Raw genomic sequence first — 23,052 nt, forward strand, 5'->3', positions numbered from 1 at the left:
GTGCCGGCGTGGTGGCGGCGGCCGGGTGAACGGCGGGCGCCAGTCGCTCCCGGGCCGATGCGCGGCGGGGGCGGGAGGCGGGCTGTTCCGCGCGGCGCTGCGCCCGGGTGGGGAAGGGGATCTCCGTGGACGTCGTGACGGCGGAGCTGGCCGTCTGCAGCCGGTCCACGTCGGAGACCGGAGCGTCGGCGGCGGCCGGCGCGGCGATCAGGCGGTCCGAGTCAGCGATCGTCACGGACTCGAATTCGGGTTCAGCGAGGCTCGCGGCGCCCAGAAGGTCGAGGTCCGGCGTCAACGGCCCGGCACCAGCGGGATCGGCGGCGGTCGGCGCGTCGGTGACCGCGGAGCCTGGAATGTCCAGCACTGGGACGGACATCCGCTCGCGCTCGCGCAGTTCGCGACGCGTGAGGGGCTTCGTTGCAGGGTCACTCACACCCGGCACCGAGGCAGCCGAGCTAGAGGAGTGAGGGAGCAAAGGATCGGTTCTTTCGGCGCATTGGACGGTTGAAGATAGTCGTCTTGGCCTCAACCAAAGTAACGAATCAGTACAGGCTACCGCCCGGAGGCTGGTTATCCCTACTCTTCGAAGCAGAATGACACCCGAAAAAGGGGCACTGCCTCCGTTTCCGGCGATCTCTCCGGGCCGCCACGAGCACGTCGGTCACCGGTGTTTCCGCGGCATCCGTCTCGTTCGAAGCGGTTCAGTCGCCTACGCTTCCGCGTCGGCCATGAAGTCATCGAAAAGTTTGGCCAGAAGGGGTTGGCAGACCCGATAAAGGTCGGGAGCCCCGGCAATGAGCAGGCCCATACCCTCGCGGTCGGCTCCGAAGCCACCGACTCGAGCGCCGGCCTCGCGCGCCACCAGCGCGCCGGCCGCGTGGTCCCAGGGGCTCAGCCCGCGCTCGTAATAGAGGTTCAACCGCCCGGCGGCAACCGAACACAGGTCGAGTGCGGCCGACCCGATGCGACGGATGTCCCGTACCTCGCCGATCAGGCCCCGCACGACGTCCGCCTGCCGCTCTCTTTCGGCCGCGCGATAGGAGAAACCGGTGCCCAGCAACGCCAGCGACAGCGGCACGTCCGTCGGCACCTGCAGCCGGTGGGCGCCCAGCCACGCCCCGTCACCTGCTGCCGCGGTGAACAGCTCGTCACCGGTCGGGTTGTAGACGGCGCCGGCCAGAGTGGTCCAGGTGGCCGGATCGGGGTCACCCTCGACGACGGCGATACTGACCGCCCAGGCCGGAAAACCGTAGAGGTAGTTGACGGTGCCGTCGATCGGGTCCACGACCCAGGTCAGGCCGGATGTGCCGCGGGTGGCCGCCGACTCCTCGCCGAAGAAACCGTCATCGGGCCGGGCGTCGGCCAGGAGAGCCCGAATCAGCGACTCGGTTTCCCGGTCGGCCAGGGTCACGACGTCTTCCGGGGCGGACTTCGACGCGGCGACCTGCACCCCAACAGTTCTCCGCCGGGCAGCCAGTTGCCCCGCGGCGAGCGCGGTGTCCTGGGCGAGGCGAAGCAATCCGGCTGAGGCACGTGTGGTCATGGTGCAACGCTAAATGATGCGGAAGAGAGAGTGGCAAGTGAGGGATTCGAACCCCCGAAGTCTAAGACGGCTGATTTACAGTCAGATCCCTTTGGCCACTTGGGTAACTTGCCAGTACGCACCCGACCATATGCAAAACACGTGACCGGAGACGCTCAGTCAGAATACAAGGTTTTGGTCCCCAGTGAGAAATCGGCACGTCCGGTACCTATCGGACGGTGGATATGATCGGAGATGACTCAACTTCATTCCCGATAGGAACCTCATGGTAGGCATCGATGACGTCGCCCGCCACGCGGGCGTCTCTACCGCCACTGTTTCGCGCGCACTCAGCGGCAACGGCCATGTGTCCCCTGCCACCCGTTTAAAGGTCGAAGCATCCGCCGGGGAACTCGGCTACGTCGTCTCCTCCACGGCATCGAGTCTCGCCTCCGGCCGGATGAAGAACATCGGTGTCGTCGTTCCGTTCCTTGACCGCTGGTTCTTCTCCAGCGTTGTCGAGGGTGCTCAGAAATCCCTTCTGAAGAACGGCTATGACCTCACCCTGTTCAGCCTGACCGGCGGCGGAGGCGAGCGCCGCATCGTGTTCAACCATTTCCTGCTGCGTCAGAGAGTGGATGCTGTCATCGCGATTTCCCTCGAACTGACCACGACCGAAGTCGCCACCCTGCACGCACTCGACAAGCCTCTGGTCGGCGTCGGCGGCCCGATCGAGGGTGTTCGCACGCTCACGATCGACGATGTTGCCGTGGCCAGGCTCGCCACGGAACATCTGCTCTCCCTGGGCCACACACGGATCGCACACATCGGGGGAAATGAGGACGTCGACCGGGATTTCCATCTTCCAACCAACCGCCGGGTCGGCTATGAGTTAGCCCTGACGGCAGCCGGAATCACTCCAACTGCCGAATTGTTCAAGCCTGCGGACTTCACGATGAAAAGCGGCTACCAAGCGGCCACACAACTTCTTGGCAACCCGCACGGTCGGCCGAGCGCCGTTTTCGCCGGCTCAGACGAGATGGCGATCGGAGTCATCCTTGCCGCACGGGACCTCGGCCTCGTCGTGCCGCGGGACGTGTCCGTGATCGGAATCGATGACCACGAACTCGCGGACTTCTTCGGCCTCACCACGATCGCCCAGTTTCCGCAGGGGCAGGGCGAGAAGGCCGTCGAGATCCTGCTGGACCGGCTGCGTCCGGGCCAGAACCAGCTCTCGTCCCTGAACACCCCCATGCCATTCGAGCTCCTCGTGCGCTCCAGCACCGCCCGGCCGGGCGAATAGGCACCCACTGGGTACTATTGCAGGCATGGCAGACTCAACGTTCGACATCGTCAGCAAGGTAGACCCGATGGAGGTCGACAACGCCCTCAACCAGGCGCACAAAGAGGTCGCACAGCGCTACGATTTCAAGAATGTCGGCGCCTCGATCGAGATGAGCGGCGAGAAGGTGCTCATGAAGGCCAACTCCGAGGAGCGCGTCAAGGCCATCCTCGAGGTTTTCGAATCCAAGCTGATCAAGCGCGGCATCTCCCTGCGCAGCCTGGACGCTGGCGATCCCTTCGCCTCGGGCAAGGAATTCCGGATCGAGGCCTCGATGAAGGCAGGGATCGACCAGGAAAATGCGAAGAAGATCAACAAGATCATCCGCGACGAGGGCCCCAAGGGCGTCAAGAGCCAGATCCAGGGCGACGAGCTGCGGGTCAGCTCGAAGAGCCGCGACGACCTGCAGGCCACCATGGCCCTGCTCAAGGGCAAAGACCTCGACGTGGCCCTGCAGTTCGTCAACTTCCGCTAGTCCCACGCCTGCATTCACCAATTCGACGGAGATTTTGCCGATTTCGCCGCGGAAATGCCTTTAAGCGTGTTTTTACAGCAGAATCTCCGTCGAATTCGTTAGGAGCGCGTTCGGCTCCGGCGATGTTCAGGAGAACGCTTCGATCATGCTCAGCACGGCTGGGGTGAGCAGCACGATGAACAGCACCGGCAGAATGCAGAAGATGAGCGGGAAGAGCACCTTGACCGGGATCTTCATCGCCTTCTCTTCGGCGCGCTGACGGCGGCGCAGGCGCATTTCCCCGGCCTGCACCCGGAGCACGTCCGCGATCGCGATGCCGTAGGTGTCGGCCTGGATGACCGACCGGGTGAACCGGCGCAGGTCCGATGACGAGGTGCGGTCGCCGAGCGCCTGATAGGCGTGCGTTCGGGTGCGGCCGATGCTCATGTCCTGCAGGGTGCGGATGAATTCCTCCGCGAGCGGCCCCTTGCCGTTCGTTGCCGCCTTGGCCATCGCCGCTTCGAAGCCCAGACCGGCCTCCACGGCGATCGTCATCTGGTCAAGGGTGTCGGCCAGGGCGTTCTGGATCTTCTCTTGTCGCTCCTGCCCGCGGCTGATCAGGAGAAGGTCGGGCACGAAGAAGCACAGAACCACAAGGAGCGCACCGAGCACGAATCGCGTCGGGACCGGGTCCCCGCTGATCCACAGGAGCGCCAGGAGCGCACCGGCGGTGCCCGCGAGCGGCTTGGCGATGAGGATCTTGTCGATGGTCCAGGCCGGGGGCCGACCGGCGAGCGCCAGCCTGCGTTCGAGCATCCCGAGGTACCCTCGGGGGGCCAGTTCGCGCATCGTTCGACCCCGTCTGACGCGCGCTGCGGTCGTCCCGACGAGGTTTAGACCTGCATCCCCGATGTCGGTGATCGGCTTGGCGGCGCGACCGCCGACGAGGATGCCGACCAGGACCGCGAACCCGCCGGCAACGGCCAGCGAGGCAAGGATTGCGATGAGTGAAGGCACTGGATTCTCCTAGAACTTGACCTTGACGACGGCCATCATCCACAATGAGCCGGCGACGAGCAGGATGGCGGCGACGACCAGGGCGGCGATGCCCCAGATGCTGCCGAAGAAGCCGGCGAAGTAGTTCGGCTGCGTCAGCAGCAGAAACGTGAACACCCCGATCGGCAAGAGGATCAGCACCCAGGCTGACATCTTTCCCTCGGCGGCGAGCGACTTCACTTGGCGACGGATCTCGTTGCGTTCCCGGATGGTGTGGCCCACCCGGTCGAGCACCTCGGACAGGTTGCCGCCGACCTCACGGTTGATGGCGATCGCCTGCGCCACCCACTGGAAGTCCTCGCTCCGCATCCGGGTGGCGGTGTTGTCGAGAGCATCACCGAGGTCCCGGCCGATGCGAGTCTCGTTCACGACCCGAGCCAACTCGTCCGCCGACGGCGACGGCGTCTCCTGGGAGGCCGCGTCCACCGCCCGCAGCAGGCTGTGACCGGCCCGCAGGCCGCCGGCCAGAAGCGCAAGGGTTTCGTCGAGCTGTTCCGCGAACTTTGCGCGACGCTGCCCCGCCCGCACGTGAAGAAACACCTTCGCTCCGATCGGGCCGAGCGCCGCGAAGGTCGCCAGGAGCGGTATCGCCCAGAAGGTGCCGTTCCCCAAGAGCAGGCCGGTCAGGGCCAGCACGGTCGACGTCGAGAGCACCATGAGCACGAAGCCGGACGGCTGCATCCGGATGCTGGCCTGTTCCAGTTCCTCCGCGGTGAACGGCGCGCGGCCGCGACGAAGGATCGCCCCCTCGATGGCCTCGACCGTGCGGTCGGTCACCCGGGTGAGGGTCGACGTGTCCACCGCACCCGGCGCTCGACGGCGTTCCAGCGGCACCCGGGGCCGTGGTGGTGCGATCACCAGGAAGACGATCACGAACAGGGCGATCAGCGCGGCGGCGATTCCTCCGTAGAGGGCCAGCTCATTCATCTCTGGCTCCGGGTGACGAGGTTGGCCTGGAACACGCTCGGGGACAACGGAATTCCGAGGTCCCGGAATTTGTCGGCGAACCGGGGCCGCACCCCGGTCGCCACCGCGTGGCCGAGCAGGCGTCCGGCCTCGTCGACGCCGGCACTGTAGTCGAAGACGAAGGCGTCCTGCAGGGTGACGATGTCACCCTCCATGCCTTGGACCTCCGTCACGTGCGTGACCCGACGGGTGCCGTCCTTGAGTCTGGTGATCTGGATGATCACATCGATCGCCGACGAGATCTGCTCTCGGATGGCGCGCAGCGGCAGGTCCATTCCGGCCATCAGCACGAGGGTTTCGAGCCGGGCGATCGCGTCGCGCGGCGAGTTCGAGTGAACGGTCGAGATCGATCCCTCGTGCCCGGTGTTCATCGCCTGCAGCATGTCCAGGCTCTCGCCACCGCGGCACTCGCCGATCACGATTCGGTCCGGCCGCATCCGGAGGGAGTTGCGCACGAGGTCACGGATGGTGACCTCGCCTTTACCCTCGATGTTGGCCGGCCGGGACTCCAGCCGGATCACATGGTCCTGCTGTAGCTGCAGCTCCACCGCGTCCTCGATGGTGATGATGCGCTCATTGGAGGGGATGTAGGCGGAGAGCACGTTGAGCAGCGTCGTCTTCCCGGTTCCGGTGCCACCGGAGACGATGATGTTGAGTTTGGCCTTCACGCAGGCATCCAGCACCTGGGCCATCTCGGCGCTCAGCGTGCCGAAGCCGACCAGGTCGTTCACGGTGAAAGGTTCGCGCGCGAACTTGCGGATCGTGAGCGAGGAGCCGTCGACCGCGAGCGGCGGGATGATCGCGTTCACCCGCGAGCCGTCGGCGAGGCGCGCGTCCACCAGCGGCGACGACTCGTCGATGCGGCGCCCGACCTTCGACACTATGCGCTCGATCACCCGGCGCAGCTGGGCCTCGCTGGTGAAGCGGGCAGCGCTGCGACTGAGCTGGCCGTCACGCTCGACGAAGATCTGCTCGTGGCCGTTGACCATGATCTCGGTCACGCCGACGTCGGCGAGCAGTGCCTCCAGCGGGCCGAGCCCGAGCACGTCGGCACCGATCTCGGCGATCAGCCGGGTGCGCTCCTCCGGACTGAGCGGAACCTGTTCGGCGGCGACGATGCTGCCGAGTTCGGCCCTGGCATACGAGTGCAGCTGTTCCTCACTCAGGCTCGGGTCGTTCAGGCGCGTGCCGATACGGCCGAAAAGTTCCTGTGCCGCCCGTTCCTTGAGTTCTGCCAGTGGGTCAAGCGGCGGCGCCGGGATGGGCGCGGGTTCCGGAGCGGGAGCCTGAGCCTCCGGTGCAGCTGTGGCCTCGGTGGAGGGTTGAAGGGCAACGTCCGTCACCGCCCTCGATGCAGAGAGGTTGCCGTTGCCGGTCTTCTTGTCGAGCTTGTGCAGTGGACCATCGCGGCGTGCCGCCTCCACTCGGTCGGTCAGTTTCATGCGACAACCACCCTTCGATGCAAGCGACCGCGTTTGAACGACCCGCTGGGGTCGAATCGGCGCACCAGCTCCGTGAGGGCAGCCGATGCTGGATTTTTCTTTCCGTTCTGGAGCAGCGGAATGCCACGATTCGTGGACAGCGTCACCAGGCTCGATCGGGGAACGGCGACGTCCACCGGCACACCGATCGTTGCCTCGACGTCCTTCACGCTCAGCCCGCTCACCCGGTCGGCGAAGTTCAACACGACATGACGGGCCGGCGGCAGGATGCCGATGGTGGCGAGAACGGCGAGCTCCTTGCGCAGGCCGCGTGCACCCGGCACGGACATGTCGCAGAGGAATACGGCGTCTGTGGCAGCCTCGAGGGCGGCCAACGCGTGTTCACCCAGGCCGGGCGCCGTGTCGATGATCACGAACCGAAAGATCCCGGCGAGTTGGCGAATCAGGTGACCGAGCTGCTCGCCAGTGACCCGGTCCCCGTCGGCCGGCGACTCCGCGCCGCACACGACGTAGTAGCCGTCCGGATGCGGGGTGAGGTAGGCCTTGAGCACCATGGCGTCGTTGGCCGCGACGGCGGTGACGGCATCCGGCAGGAAGCGTCCGGGTGTCAGCGACAGGGCCATGGCCACGTCTCCGAACTGCACATCGGCGTCGACGAGCACCACCGACAGCGGGGCCTGCTTGGCGAGGCCGACGGCCAGGTTGGTCGCGATCGTCGTCTTGCCGACACCGCCCTTGGCGGCCACCACCGCGATGGTCTGGCGCGGGATGACCTCCGGCTCCGGAGTCTCCTCGGTCGTGGGCGGGTCGAGGGTAGGGGGTTCGAGGGTGGACGGTTCCTGCTCATCGGCTGCCGACCGGTCGTCGAGTGCGGTGACATCCGCTAGCCCGATCTCGCCCGGGCTGCCATCCCGGGCTTCTTCGCCGGGTCCGACGGCCGAGGCCGTCTGCGCTACCGACCCCAGCACCCCGTCACGCCAGGGGCTCAGTCGTGGGCGGCTCATTGGAACACGACGCTTCCGTCGACGACCGCTGAACCGGTCTCATCAGCCGTCTTCGGCTCGATGGTGAGCCACACGCTGCCGAATTCCTTGCCCCAAACCAACTTCTGGATATCTGCGGTCGGCCGAGCGAGAGTGACCATGACGGTCTCGGCTGCCTCGGCTGCCGCGTCCGCTCCGTCGGCAGGGGGCGTACTGGTTCCCTCGCGTACCGCGGTGACGAGCACCTTGTGGAAGACCTGCCGGCTGATTGGCGTGTCTTCGGCGCCGTCAGCGCCTTTGATGGTGGCGGAAATCACGACGCCGACGGTGTCGCCCGGCTTGATCGTGCCGCCGACCACCCGCTCGACGGGAAGGGCGATGCTGACCGCCTGCATTCCCTCCGGCAGTGCGACGTCTCCGCTGGCCGCCCGCGTGGCGGGCGTCACCCAGCGAGACTCGAGCAGCTGCTCGCCGGGCATCAGTGCGGTGTCCGCCACCAGGCCCTTCAGGTCGCTCAGCTTCGTCACCCGGCCCGGCACCGCGGCGAGGGCCGGGATCTGCTTCGCGGTGATGAGGTCGGTGATCGCGCTCGCCTCGGTGCCGGCTGGGATCTCATCGGCGACCAGGTAGACCGATACGAACTCGGCGCCGTCGGCTGCTCGCGCGTCGGCGCTGTTCACGTAACCGGTGAGCACGACGGTGCCAACGATGGCCAGAACGATCGCGAGGATCGCGCCGATGAGTCGGGTTTTCATTGCAGCTCCTACTTGATTAGGTTGACGCTGGTTGCGTTGAGTTGAGGCCCGCCCAGTCCGAACGCCCCGTCGATGGAGACCCATTTATTGAAGTAGCCCTGGATGCCGTTCCAGTTATTGCTCTTGTCGCTTTCATCGCAGGGTTTAGGGGCCTTGGGGTCCTTGGGAGCCTTGGGAGCTGTTGGGGCTGCGGCGGGGCAGAGCGGGGCCAGTGGATCGAGGACCTTGGTGGACGGGAAGTTCCAGCCGGTGATGGTGAACCCGGCAAAGGCGAAGATGCGATACTCGGCGTTGGTTCCCGTGCCACGAACGCGGTCATAGATCGGCACCAGCACCGTCGTGCCCTTGAGGCTTTCCAGCTTCGACTTGCAGTCGGTGTTCACACTCCCGCCGGCGTCGCTGCCCACCCAGAGCTGCCCGGCCGCGTCAAGGTTGAGACTCAAGTTGACGATCGCCACGCAGGCGTTGGCGTTGTCAAGCCAACCAAATCCCCCGGGGATGACTTCCTCTGAGGGAGCGTGCTTGCAGATCTTGTTGGTGTCGGTGCGGATGGTCACATGTTTGCCCGACGCCGCCAACGACTCCTGAAACTCGCACCAGGACAGCGCGAGCGCGAGCACGGGGCCGGACCCCGGGCCGCCCCACTGCGCCGTGGCGGTCGCGCCCACGGTCGTAGGGTCGACGCCGATGAACCGCGCGAAGGGGTGACTGATGGCCCCTGCATTGGTGCCGGCGACGCGGGTGCTGTCGGAGACCGTCACGGTCTTGTTAGCCATGCTGATGCTCGGTGCCAGCACGTTGGCGGCGCCGTCATTCGCGTTGTCGTTGGTGAAGCGCGCGGCGGCGCCGGCCGGATCGGTGCAGACACCGTCCTGGCAGTCGCGGGCGATGGCGAGGGCAGCGGCATCCGCGCCGTTCTGAAGCTGTGCGCGCTCCGCGTAGAGGGCCCCGACATCGACTGCAATCGCCACGAACCCCAGCAGAGGCACGAGCAGGATACCGACCATCACAGCGCTCGCACCGCGCTCGGAACGAAGCCCACGATTCAACCACCGCATAGCATGACTCCTTTGCCGGTCAGGGGAAGCGTGGTGCCGAAATAACCGGTCAGAAGTGACACGCTGTAGGTGATGGTGACCGTGACGGCCTGGTTGGCGGCACACGCCGCGGGCGTGATCGAGATCTGGCCGCCCGACACGCTCGGGCTGATTGACGGGGCGGCGGCGATGGCCGCGGCCTTGGCCGTCGACTGACTGTTGTGAATCGCCATGTTCCTGGCGCCTTCGCGGGCCGCATTGGACAGCGAAATCTGAATGTTGTAGAGCCGGCTGAACTCGATGAGGCCGAGCACCAGCAGCAGGAGAATGGGCAGCACGAGCGCGAACTCCACGGCGGCAGCGCCGCGTTCGCCTCGTCGATGGAGGAAACGCATCATTTGGTGGCCCCTTCGGGTAGGCCTGGCGTTGCGGGTGAAAGTCGGGGGTGAGTGCGGGCGGCGGCGGCTCGCCTTGGCAAGCCGCCGCCGGCGCACGGGGTTCCGGCGGATCATGTTCCGCCGGGCACGCGTCGGTTAGAGTTCTAGCGCAACCCCGTTAAACAACGCCGTGAGGGCTGTGCCGACCGCGGTGACCGCGACGATGATGGCGACGGCGATGAGCGAGACCATGAGGCCGTACTCCACTGCGGTGGCGCCCTCTTCGTCGGTGCGCAGGCTGTTCATGAGGGCCTGAATTTTGGTGTAGAACTTCATCTCGGGTTTTCCGTTCTGTGTGGGCCGGCCAGGGCGGCCGAGCGAATGACCACAAGTTACGTTCGCCGAGAAAACCTCACTACTCCCCAGAAGAGGGGGTCCCCGTCTGGGGGCAGCTGAATGAAAGCTGAAGAAATACTGAAAGCAGCATGACAATGACTCGCGAGGTGGGATTGTCGCGAGCGAGGCCGTCATTCGGGTTCGAGCCGATCAGTTCGAGTGGCTCAGGGAATCGCGCGGGAGGTGTCTCCAGGCGCGCTGCGGGCAGGAAAAATCGGGTACACAGGTGCTCCTCGGGTGAAGCGATCTCGCCGTAGGGTCGACGACAGAGTCACCGTAACCCCGTCTCCACGATCGCCCTACCCCCGTGCCGGGGGTTCTTCAGCCCAGGATCACGCCGAGAAAGGCCCCGGCGAGCATGGACGGCCCGAACGGGATGGAACTCCGCAGGGTCACCCGGCGCAGCGCCAGGGCGACCAGCGAGACCAGACTGCCGATCAGGAAGGCACCGAAAGCACCGACGAGAAACGGGGTCCAGCCCAGGTAGCCGAGCGCAAGGCCGATCACGGTGGCCAGCTTCACGTCGCCCATGCCAATGCCGCCGGGCGAGATCAGGGCGAGTACGAGATAGAACGCGAACAGCGCGGCACCGCCAAGGAAGGCCCCGAGCAGGGCCTGCCAGGCCCCGGATGCCGCCGCCGCGAGCGTCAACAGTATCGGCAGCACGATCAGCGAGGGGTAGACCAACGCGTTCGGCAGACGCTTCTCGGTGATGTCGACGACGCTGAGCACCACCGTGATCAGCGCCAGGTACAGATACGCCGGCAGCTCCCACCCGACCCCGAACTCCCACACGACCAGGGCGACCAGCAGGCCGGTCGACACGGTCACCGCGGCACGCACCGGCCAGATGAAGCGGCGGCGGATGCGCAGCATCCGTTCGGCAATCCCGGTCAGGAAAACCCCGAGTGCGGCGCCGATCAGACCGGCGACAATCGACAGCCAGGGCGCCACGCGCGTCTACCTCACGCCGCGGGAAATCGTGACCATCTCGTCGCGGGGAACGACCTTGACTCGCGTGCGACCCTCGTCGGAGCCGAGCGCGAGCTCGTGCTGGTCGAGCCGGTGCCAGCCGTCGAGGTTCGTGTACTGCACCCCTCGCTCGTCGAGCAGGTCCACGATGCTCTGCTCCGAGGGCGAATCCGGTCGCCACCAGTTGCCGAGGTCGTTGATCAGGTGCCGCACGGTCTCCATGGCGTCGGACTTCGTGTGCCCGATCAGCCCGACCGGTCCGCGTTTGATCCACCCGGTCGCGTAGACGCCGTACAGCTGCGTGTTGGCGCTCTTCGATCCGAACGATGGGTCGCCCTTCCAGAGAACCTGCCCCTCCCGGTTGGGGATCACGCCGTGCTTCCTGTCGAAGGGAACGCCCGGCAGCGGCGACCCGAAGTAACCCACGGCGCGGTAGACGGCCTGGATCGGGAGCTGGCGGATCTCGCCGGTGCCGACGACGCCGCCCTGCCCGTCGGGGGTGGTGCGTTCGTAACGGATGGCGCCGACCCGGCCCTCGCCGTCGTTGACGATCTCTACGGGCTTGGCGAAGAAGTGCAGGTGCAGGCGGCGGCTGGCCGTGCCGGCCGGGCGCTCCCGCCACTTGTTCAAAACCTTGTCGATCACGAAGACCTGCTTGTTGCTGGCCACGGCGTCCCGCGCGGCATCGTCGTAGTCGAAGTCCTCGTCGTAGAGGACGATGTCCACATCGGGCAGGTCGCCGAGTTCCCGCAGCTCCAGCGGGGTGAACTTCACGGAGGTCGGTCCACGGCGGCCGAACACGTGCACATCCGTCACCGGCGATGCCTTGAGTCCCTCGTAGACGTTCGTCGGAATCTCGGTGCTCAGCAGGTCGTCGGCGTGCTTGGCGAGCATACGTGCGACGTCGAGCGCCACGTTGCCGTTGCCGATGACGGCAACCTCCTGGCCCTCCAGCGGCCAGGAGCGCGGCACGTCGGGGTGACCGTCGAACCAGCTCACGAACCGGGCGGCCCCGTAGGACCCGTCCAGGTCGATGCCCGGGATGTCCAGGTCGGCGTCGCGCACGGCCCCGGTCGCGAAGATGACGGCGTTGTAGTGCTTCTTCAGATCGTCGAGGGTGATGTCGATACCGAACCGCACGTTGCCGAAGACGCGGATGTCGCCGCGGTCGAGCACATCGCGCAGGGCCGTGATGATGCCCTTGATCCGGGGGTGGTCCGGGGCGACGCCGTAGCGCACAAGTCCATAGGGTGCCGGCAGGTGGTCGAACAGGTCGATCGAAACCTCGAAGTTCCGTTCCGCCTTGAGCAAGATGTCGGCGGCGTAGATACCCGCAGGTCCCGCGCCGACAATGGCCAATCGCAACTTGGTCATGGAAGCCTTTCTAGCTTGATCGTCTAACTGGATCGTTCAACGATCGTGTCGGCGAAACGGGTGAGGGCCTTCTTGACCGAGCCGTCCGGCAACGGGGCGAGGGCTTCGACCGCGTCATGCGCCCAGCCGTGGGCCTCGGCGAGGGTCTGCCCGGTCACGTCGTGCTCGCGCAGCGCGGTGATCGCGGAGTCCGCCGCAGCGGTCGCGACGCCGTTGCTGGCCATCACGTCGCGTTCGAGGCGTTCGAGCAGGGCGGCGGCGTCGGCGTCGTGCGGGGCACGCTCGCGCAGGCGCAGCAGCGGGAGGGTGGCCACCCCGGCGCGCAGGTCGGTGCCGGGCACCTTGCCGGTCTCCTCCGGCTGCGGGGAGAGGTCGAGCACATCGTCGATGAGTTGGAAGGCGACGCCGATCTTCTCGCCGAACGCGATCACCGGCTTTTCGAACTCGGAGGGGGCGTCGGAGAAGATGATGCCCGCCTGGGCGGCCGCCGCGATCAGCGACCCGGTCTTGTCGGCGAGCACCTGGATGTAGTGCTCCACGGGGTCCTGGCCGGGCTGCGCACCGACGGTCTCGTGCAGTTGGCCGAGCACGAGGCGCTCGAAGGTGTCGGCCTGCAAACGGATGGCCCGTTCGCCCAGCCGTGCCATCAGCTGGTTGGCGCGGGCGAAGAGCAGATCCCCGGTCAGGATCGCCACCGAGTTGCCCCACACGGTCTGCGCGCTCGGCACCCCGCGGCGTTTGTCCGAGTCGTCCATCACATCGTCGTGGTAGAGCGAGGCCAGGTGGGTGATCTCGATCGCGGTGGCCGCGGTGATGACGTCCGCGTGGTTGCCGCTGCCGAGGTGGGCGGTGAGTAGCGCCAGCATGGGGCGCACGCGCTTGCCGCCCGCGTTGAGCAGGTAGCGGCTGGTGACGTTCGCGATCTCGTCGGCAAAGGTCACCTCGGCGAGCAGACTGGCCTCGACCTGGTCGATTCCCCCTTCGATGCCCGCGGCGAGGCCACGGTCCTGGGCGGTCGAGAAAATGCGATCGCTGAGGCCGAGCTGGCTCGTCACGGATGAGCCGCGACGGAACAGGGGCATGCTCGGTTTCACTCTGTCAGCCTAACGATCGGATCTGGGAGGATTCAAGACGGTGCGTTTGACGCATCCGTCGGCTTGACGCCGCGATGCAGTGCCACGATACCCAAGGTCAGGTTGCGGTAGGCGACGGCGTCGAAGCCCGCCTCCCGCAGCCAGGCACTGAGGGTCTGCTGATTCGGCCAGGCCGCGATCGACTCGCCCAGATAGTCGTACGCCTCCGCGTTGGAGGACGCGAGCTTTACGATCATCGGCATCACGCGAGTGAGGTAGGCGAAGTAGCCCAGCCGGATCGGTGCGAACGGCGGCGTGGAGAACTCGCAGATCACGACGCGCCCCCCAGGCTTGGTCACCCGGTAGAACTCGGCCAGGGCCTTCTTGGGCTCGACCACGTTGCGCAGGCCGAACGAGATGGTCACGGCGTCGAACTCGTTGTCGGCGAACGGCAGCGCGGTGGCGTCGGCCTGAACGAACTCGACCTGCGGGTTGTCCGCGTGGCGTGAACGGCCGACCGCGATCATGCCCTCAGAGAAGTCGGCGGCCACAACGTGCGCGCCCGTCTTCGTCAGCGCGACGCTGGAGGTGCCCGTTCCGGCGGCGATGTCGAGGATGCGTTCGCCGCGCCGGGGGTTCACGGCGCGGGTCGCGGCCATCCGCCACAGGGCCGCGTTTCCTACCGAGAGAACGGCATTCGTGCGGTCATAGTGGGTGGAGACCTGATCGAACATGGCAGCGACCTGCTCGGGCTGCTTATTGAGGTCTGCTCTACTCACTCCCACAGTCTAGATTGCCCGCGGACACGCCGGGCTCTCCACAGCCTCTGGCATAGGCTATGCAGGTGAATGCTCAGGCTCTAACGGTTGAAACCACCCCCATCGCCGACATCCGCCAACTGATTCTTCTGCTCGACACCCGAGCACCGCTGCTCTGGATGCGGCGCAACCAGGGTCTGGCCGGCATCGGCACGGTCCTGCGGCTCGAGTTCTCCGGAGCGACCCGGCTGACGGATGCCGCCACCGCCTGGCGCGACGTCGCGGCCGCCGCCACCGTGTCCGACCCGATCGGAAGCACCGGCACGGGGCTGCTCGCTTTCGGAGCCTTCGCCTTCGACGCCTCCTCGGCCCAGACCAGCGTGCTGATCGTGCCGCAGGTCGTCATCGGGCGCGACAACGGCCGATGCTGGGTGACGCGCATCTGGCCGACCGGCACCACGCCGCCGGAGATTCCCCTGGCTCGCCGTCCTCTCGGCACCGAATACCGCATCTCCCTGCTGCCGGGCGCGCTGCCGCCCGCCGGGTACCGCGACGCGGTCGGCGAAGCCGTGTCCCGCATCGCCTCCGGAGACCTCAACAAGGTCGTGCTGGCCCGCGACCTGGTCGGGCGGCTGCCGGGGGAATCCGACCTGCGCCGCGCCGTCAGCGAGCTGGCGCTGGGCTACCCCGACTGCTGGACCTACGCGGTCGACGGCCTCGTCGGCTCCAGCCCGGAGACCCTCATCCGCGCCGACCACGGGGAGGTCAACGCCCGCGTGCTCGCCGGCACGATGTCGCGGGGCGCGGATGCCGCCTCCGACCTGGAGGCAGCCCTCCAGCTGGCCACCTCCGCCAAGGACGGCGACGAACACGCCTTCGCGGTGCAGAGCGTGCTGGCCTCGCTCCGCCCGCACACCTCTCACCTCACCACCAGCGAGATCCCGTTCACCGTGAAGCTGCCGAACCTCTGGCACCTGGCAACGGATGTCGAGGGCACCCTGAGCGACGGATCGAACTCCCTCGACCTGATCGCCGCCATGCACCCGACGGCCGCGGTCGCCGGCACGCCCACCGAGACGGCGCTCGCCCTGATCCGCGAACTCGAGCCGTTTGACCGGGGCCGTTATGCGGGCCCGGTCGGCTGGGTCGGCGCCGACGGCGACGGCGAGTGGGCAATCGCCCTGCGCTGCGCCCAGGTCAGCCCCGCCGGCAGCGTCACGGCCTACGCCGGCTGCGGCATCGTGCTGGACTCCGAGCCCGAGCGCGAGCTCGCCGAAACCCGCATGAAGTTCCGCCCCGTCGTGGAGGCCTTCGGCTGAGAAGCCTCCGCAGACTCCGCTCAGCGAGGATCCCCGCTCCGGGCGAGAGTGCCCGCTCCGCGGGTCACTCTCGACCGGAACGGACACACTCAGGTCGCGGCAAGGCGGGCCTTCTCAACCTCGACGTCGAAGGTCGCGGACGGCCAGGTCAGGTCGAGGCGCTGCAGGGCGTCGATCAACAGGTGCTGCACGGCCAGGCGGGCGTACCACTTCTTCTCGGCCGGCACCACGAACCAGGGCGCGGCAACGGTCGACGTGCGTTCGAGGGCGAGCTGGTACGCCTCCTGGTAGGCGGCCCACTGCATGCGTTCCTCGATGTCGCCCGGGTTGTACTTCCAGTGCTTGTCCGGGCGTTCCAGCCGCTCGGCCAGGCGCTCCTTCTGGTCGTCGGAGCCGATGTGCAGCATGACCTTGACGATCGTCGTGCCGGCGTCGACGAGTTCCTGCTCGAACCGGGTGATCAGGCCGTAGCGCTCCTCGATCTCCGCCGCCGGGGCCAGCGCGCGTACGCGGCCGACCAGCACATCCTCATAGTGTGAACGGTCGAAGACCCCGATCAAGCCGGCGTCGGGCAGCCGTTTGCGCACCCGCCAGAGGAAGTCGTGGGACCGTTCCACCTCCGTGGGCGCCTTGAACGCGTACAGACGGATGCCCTGGGGGTCGACAGCGCCGACGACGTGGCGCACGATGCCGCCTTTGCCGGCCGTGTCCATGGCCTGCAGCACGAGGAGCACGCGGCGCGGGTCGCCGGACCGGCTGTTCGCGAAGAGCATCTCCTGCAGGTCCGACAGCACGCCGGCCCCGGAGGCCAGCGCTTCATCCGCGCTGTCCTTCTCCACCCCGTCGAAGCCGGGCGTCGAGGCGGGGTCCACGCCCGCGAGCCGGAACCCCGGCGTCACCCGCAGCAACGCCCTCGGTTCCCCGGCCCAGAATTCCTGCTCACTGCGTTCAGCCACGGTGCACCCTTCGTTGCAGAATCAGTGTCCCGCAGACGCCCCGGCAAACCTAGCGAACCAGCGGAACCTCGAGGATGCTCGGCCCCGCGTGCGGCGCGGTCAGCGCGCGCTCGAGGTCACTCCGGGTGGCCGCCAGACCGTATGACCAGCCGTAGGCGGCGGCGAGGTTGGCGACGTCGGCCTGCTGCGGGGTGAAGAGAACTCGGTTGATGGCGTCGGCGCGGGCGGATGCCGCCACCTCCAGACCGTCGAAAATGGTGCCGCCGCCGTCGTTGCCGACGATGATCTGGAGCCGCGGGAGCGCCTCCCCCGGGGTGAGCAGGAGCGACCCGACATCGTGCAGCAGGGTGAGGTCGCCGACCACCAGGCGGGTGACCCCGGTGGACTGCGGCGTCGGACCGGTCTGGCTGGCCAGGGCGATGCCGACGGCCGTGGCGACCGTGCCGTCGATGCCGGCCAGTCCGCGGTTGGAGTGCACGGAGATCTTCTTGCCGGGAACGCGGCGGTCCGCCACCCGCACCAACCGGGAGGCACCGAAAACGAGACGGTCGTGCGGCCAGGAGGCGCGCCAAACGGCGTCCACGAGCATGGGCCGGGTGACCGGCGCGCGCATGGCGGCAAGCTCTTCGCGGGTGATTCCGCGATCACCGATCGGGATCGATTCGCGGGCGGCTCCCGCGGCCAGCAGGTGCCGGCTGGACATCACCCAGCGGCCCAGCCATTCCCGCCCCTCGGGGCTGCCGGCCGCTGCGATGGCCACGGCGTCCGGGGCGGCGGCGCGGGCGAATACGCGCACCCGGTGTCCGGGGTTGAACCATTCGGTGCCGGTGGGAGCCACCACAATGGTCTCCACACCCTCGCGGACGATCATGGCCGGCACCTCGCGGCTGAGCGTCGGGTGACCGAACACGACAGCGCGCTCGACCCGCCCGCCGAGGTCGGAGGCCAGCAGCAGCTCGCGGTAGGCGGAGACGAGGTTCGGGCCGAACCGGGCGCCGCTGCACACCTCGGCCAGCAGCGGCCAGCCGCCGGTACGCGCGAATTCCTCGGCCTCGGGGCCGGCGCCCGTGCCGGCGATGACCACGGTGCGCGGCCCGCCCGTGACCGGGAAGACCGGTTCGGTCGGGGAAGCGTCCACGACGGGCGCGGCGAGCACCGCGGCCGACTCGGCGAGTCCGACCGGGCCGGAGATCGCTTCGGGAGTCAGCGCCACCGGCGCCGACAGCGGCTCCCGGAACGCCAGGTTGAGCTGCACCGGGCCCGGATCGAGCGAGGTGGCGCCGGTGGCGGCATCCGTCGCCCGTCGGGCCAGGGCAATGGCGTCGGCGTGCTCGCCGGCCGCACCCTCCGGTGCGGGCGCATCCACGCACAGGCGCGTCGCCACACCGAACAGGCCGGGCTGCAGGGTGGTCTGGTTCGAACGGATGCCGCGCAGCTCGCTCGGCCGGTCGGCCGTCAGCAGGATCATGGGCACCCCCGAGTGGTGCGCCTCGAGCACCGCGGGGTGGAGGTTCGCCACGGCCGTGCCCGAGGTGCAGACGACCAGCGCCGGCCGGCCGGCCTCGACGGCTAGGCCGAGAGCGAGGAAGCCCGCGCCGCGCTCGTCGAGGCGCACGTGCAGCCGGATCAGTCCGATCCGCTCCAGTTCGGCGGCGGCCAGGGCGAGGGCCTGCGACCGGGCGCCCGGGCTGAGGACCAGGTCGCGCACGCCCAGACGCACGAATTCACCGAGGAGAGAGACGCTGAAGTCTGTGGCCGGGCTACCGCTCGAGGTGATGTCAGGCATCCCGCCGGCCAGGCAGGTCGCCTTCGCCCGGCTCGGATTTTTTCGGCTCGAACCCGGCTTGGCCGTTCTGGCCGGCCTGACTGCCCTGACCGGTTGTGCCGGAGGTTCCTGTCGTGTCGGTGGTTCCTGCCGCACCGAGGTCCCGGGGATCCGGAGCGTCGAGGTCGGCAAGCTCCTGCTCGAGGGCACGGAGTCGTTCCTGGTCGGACGTGGCCCGGTCCAGACCCTTGAGGAAGTCGATGTCGTCGTCGGGGGCGAACGATCGGACGATCTTGCCCGTGCTGGCACGGCCGCGACCGATCAGCAGCCACAGCACCGGCCCGATCACGGGAATGAGCACGATCACGAACATCCACACCCAGCGTGGTAGCCCGCGCACCCGGGATCGTTGCAGGAGCGCGCAATCCACCAGCGCATAGACGGTGAGGACGACGACGACGACTCCAAGAGCGAACCACAGGCGAACCATTCCCACAGTGTATGGCTCCCACCCGTGAGATCGGTGAGTGAGCGCACAGCCCGGCGATCTAAACTGTGGCCATGAATGTTGTTCCCGCCTGGGTGTCCTATTCGGTCTTCCGCGTGCTCCTGTTCGCCGTTCCGCTCGCCGTGATGCTCTTCCTCCGGATCGAGTGGTGGATTGCCGCGATCGCCGCCGCTGTGATCGGAGCCTCGCTCTCCTTCATCTTCCTGCGGAAGCCTCGCGAGAAGGTCGCGCTGGGCCTCTACCAGGCGCGGCACCCCGATACGGAGCCGGCGCACCCCGACGCCGTGTCCGAGGATGCTGCTCTCGACCGGGCCGATGCGCGGGCGGCCGATGCCGACCTACAGCGCGAACGCGAGAGCCAGTAGCAGCCCGTAGGCCAACGCCGAGACGCTGGTCAGCTTGAGGGCCAGCACCAGTTCGGTCGAGGTCGTCGCCGTCACCGTGATCAACCCGGCCGGCACCGCCAGCAGCAGCACGAAAAACGTCAGCCAGGCCAGCGGGTAGAAGACCGCGAAGAAGGCGACGATCGCGAACGCCAGCAGCAGGAACAGGCAGAACACGACGCGCGACGCCATGCTCCCGATCAGCACCGCGAGGGTGCGTTTGCCGGATGCCCGGTCCGGCTCCAGGTCGCGCAGGTTGTTGACCATCAGCACGGCCATGGCGATCAGGCCGATCCCGACGCCGCTCAGCCAGCTTTCGGTGTTCACGGTGCCGACCTGCACATACGTGGTACCGACGGTGGCCACAAGGCCGAAGAACACGAAGACGAAGACCTCGCCGAGACCGAAGTAGCCATACGGTTTGCGTCCGCCGGTGTAGAACCAGGCCGCAATGATGGCGAGGACACCCACCAGCAGCAGCCACCACTGACCGGTCAGCACCACCAGGGTGAGGCCGGCGAGCGCGGCGAGCGCGAAGAATGCGAGGGCCACCGTGAGTACGGCACGGGGCTGGGCGGCTCCGCCGCCGGTCAGCCGGGCCGGGCCGATCCGGTTGGCGTCAGTGCCGCGGATACCGTCGGAATAGTCGTTGGCGTAGTTCACGCCGATCTGCAGGCACAGGGCCACGATCAGGGCGAGCACCGCTCGTACCGGATGGAAGACGCCGGGGCCGCTCACTACGATCGCCGCACCGGTGCCGAGGGCCACCGGTGCGATAGCCAGCGGGAGGGTGCGCAGGCGTGCTCCGGAGACCCAGTCTCCTGCCGTGGCCGGTCCGGTTCGCGCCGGGCCGCGGCCGGCGGGGGCGTTCCGCCGGGCCGGGTTGCCCGACCTCCCGTTCCGGGCCGCCGAAGAGGTCGCTGCCGAGGGATTCAATCGCTGTTGTGAGGGCCTGACCGGCCGCGCTCCGTGTGCCACGCCTTCATAGTACGTGCCGGTGGCTCGGTGGCTCGGTAGCTCGGCAGCTCAGAGATCGGCGAGCATCCGGCCCAGCGCAAGACGGTCGGGTTTGCCGGTGGAAAGCTGCGGGATCGACGCGACCCGCACGAGGCGCGCGGGCCTGGCCGCCTTGCCCAGCACGGATGCCACGGCTTCCCCGATTCTCTCGAGGGAGTCCTCGGGGAGGCCGGCCGCACCGGGTTCCGCACCGGGTTCCGCCGGCACGACCAGCACCGGGACCTGGCCCCACGTGACGTCGGGCCGCCCCACCGCCACGGCCTCGCCGAAGCCCGGCAGCGACCGGACGACCCGCTCGACCGCGTCGAGCGACACCTTCTCGCCGCCGGAGATGATCACGTTGTCGGCTCGCCCGAGCACGCGTACGAGGCCCGTCGCGGCATCCACCTCGCCCAGGTCACCCGTGCGGTACCAGCGTCCCCCATGCACCTCGAGGAAGCGGTCGCTGGTGCGCACGGGGTCACCGAGGTACCCCTCGGCGAGCACGGAGCCCGCGATCTCCAGCTGCCCGTCGACCACGCGCACCTCGGAGTTGCCGATCGGGGTGCCGTTGTAGACACAACCGCCGGAAGTTTCCGACGAGCCATAGGTGGCGAACACGTGCAGGTCGAGGTCGACGGCCCGCTCGGCGAGCAGTGACGGCAGCGCCTGGCCGCCGACCAGGATGCCGTCGAAGCGGCGTAGCACGGCCAGCAGGTGAGGGTCGTCTGCGGCCGCGGCGACCAGCCGGGCCAGCTGCACCGGGACCAGGGCGGTGAACCGCAGCGGCTCGGTGAGGCGCCCGGCTGAGGCGGCGAACACGGCCGGGTCGAAGTGGCCGCTCGGCAGCACGACGGGGACGGTGTCGGCCACGATCGAGCGCACGAGCACCTGCACCCCGGCGATGTAGTGCACGGGCAGGGCCAGCAGCCACTGACCGGGGCCGCCGAGGCGCACGCTGGAGGCGGCGGCGCTGCTCAGCAGGGCGTCGGTGCTGAGCATCACGCCCTTGGGCACATCCGTCGATCCGGACGTCTCGATCACCACGGCCACCTGACGGGGCACGCGCACCAGGCTCGGCCGCCCGGCGGCCTCCTGCCGGCCGGGTACCGGCAGCACGGCGTCGCCGGTGTCGGCCAGCGCGAGGCGCAACGGGGTCATCAGGTCGAGCGGGTCACCGACCGGCACCACCTTCAGCCGCCGGGTCATGGTCGCCTAGAACTGCCAGTCGTAGGGACCCCAGTCGGGGTCGCGCTTCTCCAGGAACGCGTCACGCCCCTCGACCGCCTCGTCGGTGCCGTAGGCCAGGCGGGTGGCCTCCCCGGCGAACACCTGCTGGCCGACCAGGCCGTCGTCCACGGCGTTGAAAGCGAATTTCAGCATCCGGATGGCGGTGGGCGACTTGGTCAGGATCGTGCGGGCCCAATCCAGCGCCTCCACCTCGAGTTCGCCGTGCGGCACCACGGCGTTCACGGCCCCCATCTCGAAGGCGCGCTGCGCGGAGTACTCGCGGGCCAGGAAGAACACTTCCCTCGCGGTCTTCTGCCCCACCTGGCGGGCGAAGTAGGCGCTGCCGTAGCCGGCGTCGAAGGAGCCGACGTCGGCATCCGTCTGCTTGAACTTGCCGTGCTCGGCGCTGGCGATGCTGAGGTCGCAGACCACGTGCAGGGAGTGCCCGCCGCCGGCCGCCCAGCCGGGGATGACCGCGATGACAACCTTGGGCATGAACCGGATCAGCCGCTGCACCTCGAGGATGTGCAGCCGGCCGCCGCGCGCCGTGTCGATCCCGGACGCGGTCTCTCCCTCGGCGTACTTGTAGCCATCCCGGCCTCGGATGCGTTGGTCCCCGCCCGAGCAGAACGCCCAACCGCCGTCCTTCGGGCTGGGTCCGTTGCCGGTCAGGAGCACCACCCCGATGCGCGAGTTGACGCGCGCGTCCTCGAGGGCGGCGTGCAGTTCGTCGACGGTGTGCGGGCGGAACGCGTTCCGCACCTCGGGCCGGTTGAACGCCACCCGGGCGATCCTCCCAGTCACGTCGTGGTGGTACGTGACGTCGGTGAGGCGGTCGAAGCCCGCGACTTCCTGCCACTGGGTCGGGTCGAAGATTTCGGAAACCTGTTCGATCATGCACCCAGCCTACGCGGGCCTGCGGCGCCGCAATGCGGCAGGCCATGGGCCTCTCGGCAGCTGGTTGGCACCCCCGTTTGAGCGGCAAAGTCAAGCCCCTTGAGGCCGTCGTTTCCACCCCGTGTACTGAGCTATCGAGAAATACTCGGAGGCAGTGATGGCCGACAATGACAAACAAAAAACGATCCCCACCCCACCCGCGAGAAATATCGGGATCAACGAACTCTCCCCCACGGAATGGCGCATCAGCGATCGGATGATCGCGGACGGCGATCCGGCCGCCTTGGTCGGCTTCATCCAGCGCGTGGACGACGCCTTCGAAGTGACGGACTTCGGCCGCCCCGGGGGCGAGCGTACTTCTCATCCTTTGACCGCGCCACGGCCAGTCTCGCCCTCCGTCCGGCACCCAGCGGAACGGCGCTGCGATGAGCACGGCCATGCAAGAGACCCAGCCCCCGGAGCACTCAAGCTCCCGACCGACACCGGCCGCG

The 23,052-nt window shown here is 67.9% G+C and carries 24 protein-coding genes and 1 tRNA gene; 4 read left to right on the forward strand and 21 right to left on the reverse strand.

Features of this window, described 5'->3' with window-relative positions:
- From E3T40_RS06730 to E3T40_RS06740, 3 genes are all read right to left on the reverse strand, one after another.
- Positions 1 to 433: hypothetical protein (locus E3T40_RS06730; RefSeq protein WP_198411950.1), on the reverse strand; the 433-nt coding region annotated here is incomplete at its 3' end.
- A 276-nt stretch (positions 434 to 709) separates the two neighbouring features.
- On the reverse strand, positions 710 to 1,543 hold the full coding sequence (locus E3T40_RS06735; protein WP_134542965.1) for an inositol monophosphatase family protein: 834 nt from the start codon (positions 1,541 to 1,543) through the stop codon (positions 710 to 712).
- Between the two features lie 31 nt (positions 1,544 to 1,574).
- Positions 1,575 to 1,656: transfer RNA gene (locus tag E3T40_RS06740), tRNA-Tyr, on the reverse strand.
- Between the two features lie 152 nt (positions 1,657 to 1,808).
- On the opposite strand from E3T40_RS06740, the gene E3T40_RS06745 reads away from it, so the two are divergent.
- Positions 1,809 to 2,825 (forward strand): LacI family DNA-binding transcriptional regulator, encoded by a 1,017-nt coding sequence (locus E3T40_RS06745; RefSeq protein ID WP_104170454.1) that lies wholly within the window; start codon positions 1,809 to 1,811, stop codon positions 2,823 to 2,825.
- 25 nt (positions 2,826 to 2,850) lie between these two features.
- On the forward strand, positions 2,851 to 3,339 hold the full coding sequence (locus E3T40_RS06750) for a YajQ family cyclic di-GMP-binding protein (protein ID WP_104170455.1): 489 nt from the start codon (positions 2,851 to 2,853) through the stop codon (positions 3,337 to 3,339).
- A gap of 126 nt (positions 3,340 to 3,465) precedes the next feature.
- Here E3T40_RS06750 and E3T40_RS06755 read toward each other — a convergent pair whose 3' ends face one another.
- From E3T40_RS06755 to ubiE, 12 genes are all read right to left on the reverse strand, one after another.
- Positions 3,466 to 4,335 carry a type II secretion system F family protein gene (locus E3T40_RS06755; RefSeq protein ID WP_104170456.1) on the reverse strand — a complete coding sequence of 290 codons (870 nt, stop codon included), beginning with the start codon at positions 4,333 to 4,335 and terminating at the stop codon, positions 3,466 to 3,468.
- A gap of 9 nt (positions 4,336 to 4,344) precedes the next feature.
- Positions 4,345 to 5,301: a type II secretion system F family protein gene (locus E3T40_RS06760; protein WP_104100712.1), complete on the reverse strand. Its 957-nt coding sequence runs from the start codon at positions 5,299 to 5,301 to the stop codon at positions 4,345 to 4,347.
- Positions 5,298 to 6,782, reverse strand: a complete 1,485-nt coding sequence (locus E3T40_RS06765; RefSeq protein ID WP_104170457.1) for a CpaF family protein — start codon at positions 6,780 to 6,782, stop codon at positions 5,298 to 5,300. Before E3T40_RS06765 ends, E3T40_RS06760 begins: the two co-directional genes overlap by 4 nt.
- Positions 6,779 to 7,786: an AAA family ATPase gene (locus E3T40_RS06770; RefSeq protein ID WP_104170458.1), complete on the reverse strand. Its 1,008-nt coding sequence runs from the start codon at positions 7,784 to 7,786 to the stop codon at positions 6,779 to 6,781. Before E3T40_RS06770 ends, E3T40_RS06765 begins: the two co-directional genes overlap by 4 nt.
- On the reverse strand, positions 7,783 to 8,520 hold the full coding sequence (cpaB, locus tag E3T40_RS06775; RefSeq protein ID WP_158252035.1) for a Flp pilus assembly protein CpaB: 738 nt from the start codon (positions 8,518 to 8,520) through the stop codon (positions 7,783 to 7,785). Before cpaB ends, E3T40_RS06770 begins: the two co-directional genes overlap by 4 nt.
- Positions 8,521 to 8,528: 8 nt before the next feature.
- Positions 8,529 to 9,578: a TadE/TadG family type IV pilus assembly protein gene (locus E3T40_RS06780; RefSeq protein ID WP_104170460.1), complete on the reverse strand. Its 1,050-nt coding sequence runs from the start codon at positions 9,576 to 9,578 to the stop codon at positions 8,529 to 8,531.
- Positions 9,566 to 9,955 (reverse strand): TadE/TadG family type IV pilus assembly protein, encoded by a 390-nt coding sequence (locus E3T40_RS06785; protein WP_233194071.1) that lies wholly within the window; start codon positions 9,953 to 9,955, stop codon positions 9,566 to 9,568. The genes E3T40_RS06780 and E3T40_RS06785 overlap by 13 nt, the downstream gene beginning before the upstream one ends.
- A gap of 135 nt (positions 9,956 to 10,090) precedes the next feature.
- A complete protein-coding gene (locus E3T40_RS06790; protein ID WP_104170461.1) occupies positions 10,091 to 10,270 on the reverse strand; it encodes a Flp family type IVb pilin in 180 nt (59 codons plus the stop codon).
- 381 nt (positions 10,271 to 10,651) lie between these two features.
- A complete protein-coding gene (locus E3T40_RS06795; protein ID WP_134542966.1) occupies positions 10,652 to 11,284 on the reverse strand; it encodes an A24 family peptidase in 633 nt (210 codons plus the stop codon).
- Between the two features lie 6 nt (positions 11,285 to 11,290).
- Positions 11,291 to 12,676 carry an FAD-dependent oxidoreductase gene (locus E3T40_RS06800; protein ID WP_104170463.1) on the reverse strand — a complete coding sequence of 462 codons (1,386 nt, stop codon included), beginning with the start codon at positions 12,674 to 12,676 and terminating at the stop codon, positions 11,291 to 11,293.
- Between the two features lie 23 nt (positions 12,677 to 12,699).
- Positions 12,700 to 13,770 carry a polyprenyl synthetase family protein gene (locus E3T40_RS06805; RefSeq protein WP_369828363.1) on the reverse strand — a complete coding sequence of 357 codons (1,071 nt, stop codon included), beginning with the start codon at positions 13,768 to 13,770 and terminating at the stop codon, positions 12,700 to 12,702.
- A 32-nt stretch (positions 13,771 to 13,802) separates the two neighbouring features.
- The gene (gene ubiE, locus E3T40_RS06810; protein WP_134342565.1) at positions 13,803 to 14,528 is read right to left on the reverse strand and encodes a bifunctional demethylmenaquinone methyltransferase/2-methoxy-6-polyprenyl-1,4-benzoquinol methylase UbiE; all 726 of its coding nucleotides are present in this window, start codon (positions 14,526 to 14,528) and stop codon (positions 13,803 to 13,805) included.
- Positions 14,529 to 14,587: 59 nt separating this feature from the next.
- Here ubiE and E3T40_RS06815 point away from each other — a divergent pair, with 59 nt between their 5' ends.
- Positions 14,588 to 15,826 (forward strand): isochorismate synthase MenF, encoded by a 1,239-nt coding sequence (locus E3T40_RS06815; protein ID WP_134542967.1) that lies wholly within the window; start codon positions 14,588 to 14,590, stop codon positions 15,824 to 15,826.
- Between the two features lie 89 nt (positions 15,827 to 15,915).
- Here E3T40_RS06815 and E3T40_RS06820 read toward each other — a convergent pair whose 3' ends face one another.
- The 3 genes from E3T40_RS06820 to E3T40_RS06830 are packed head-to-tail and all read right to left on the reverse strand — an operon-like array spanning position 15,916 to position 19,037.
- Positions 15,916 to 16,782 carry a PPK2 family polyphosphate kinase gene (locus tag E3T40_RS06820; RefSeq protein WP_134542968.1) on the reverse strand — a complete coding sequence of 289 codons (867 nt, stop codon included), beginning with the start codon at positions 16,780 to 16,782 and terminating at the stop codon, positions 15,916 to 15,918.
- Positions 16,783 to 16,831: 49 nt separating this feature from the next.
- Positions 16,832 to 18,568, reverse strand: coding sequence for a 2-succinyl-5-enolpyruvyl-6-hydroxy-3-cyclohexene-1-carboxylic-acid synthase (gene menD / locus E3T40_RS06825; protein WP_134542969.1), 1,737 nt, complete (start codon positions 18,566 to 18,568; stop codon positions 16,832 to 16,834).
- The gene (locus tag E3T40_RS06830) at positions 18,561 to 19,037 is read right to left on the reverse strand and encodes a PLD nuclease N-terminal domain-containing protein (RefSeq protein ID WP_104194597.1); all 477 of its coding nucleotides are present in this window, start codon (positions 19,035 to 19,037) and stop codon (positions 18,561 to 18,563) included. The genes menD and E3T40_RS06830 overlap by 8 nt, the downstream gene beginning before the upstream one ends.
- A 71-nt stretch (positions 19,038 to 19,108) precedes the next feature.
- Here E3T40_RS06830 and E3T40_RS06835 point away from each other — a divergent pair, with 71 nt between their 5' ends.
- Positions 19,109 to 19,420: a DUF4229 domain-containing protein gene (locus E3T40_RS06835; RefSeq protein WP_104194598.1), complete on the forward strand. Its 312-nt coding sequence runs from the start codon at positions 19,109 to 19,111 to the stop codon at positions 19,418 to 19,420.
- On the opposite strand, the gene E3T40_RS06840 is transcribed toward E3T40_RS06835, so the two are convergent.
- From E3T40_RS06840 to E3T40_RS06850, 3 genes are all read right to left on the reverse strand, one after another.
- Positions 19,394 to 20,374, reverse strand: a complete 981-nt coding sequence (locus tag E3T40_RS06840; protein WP_134415034.1) for a 1,4-dihydroxy-2-naphthoate polyprenyltransferase — start codon at positions 20,372 to 20,374, stop codon at positions 19,394 to 19,396. The genes E3T40_RS06835 and E3T40_RS06840 overlap by 27 nt on opposite strands.
- Positions 20,375 to 20,464: 90 nt before the next feature.
- Entirely contained in the window at positions 20,465 to 21,643 is a 1,179-nt protein-coding gene (locus E3T40_RS06845; protein WP_166786596.1) for an AMP-binding protein, read from the reverse strand.
- A 6-nt stretch (positions 21,644 to 21,649) separates the two neighbouring features.
- Entirely contained in the window at positions 21,650 to 22,561 is a 912-nt protein-coding gene (locus E3T40_RS06850; protein ID WP_104194600.1) for a 1,4-dihydroxy-2-naphthoyl-CoA synthase, read from the reverse strand.
- Positions 22,562 to 23,052: the final 491 nt, after the last annotated feature.

The organism is Cryobacterium sp. TMT1-19 (genome assembly GCF_004403055.1).
Classification (GTDB): Bacteria; Actinomycetota; Actinomycetes; order Actinomycetales; family Microbacteriaceae; genus Cryobacterium; species Cryobacterium sandaracinum.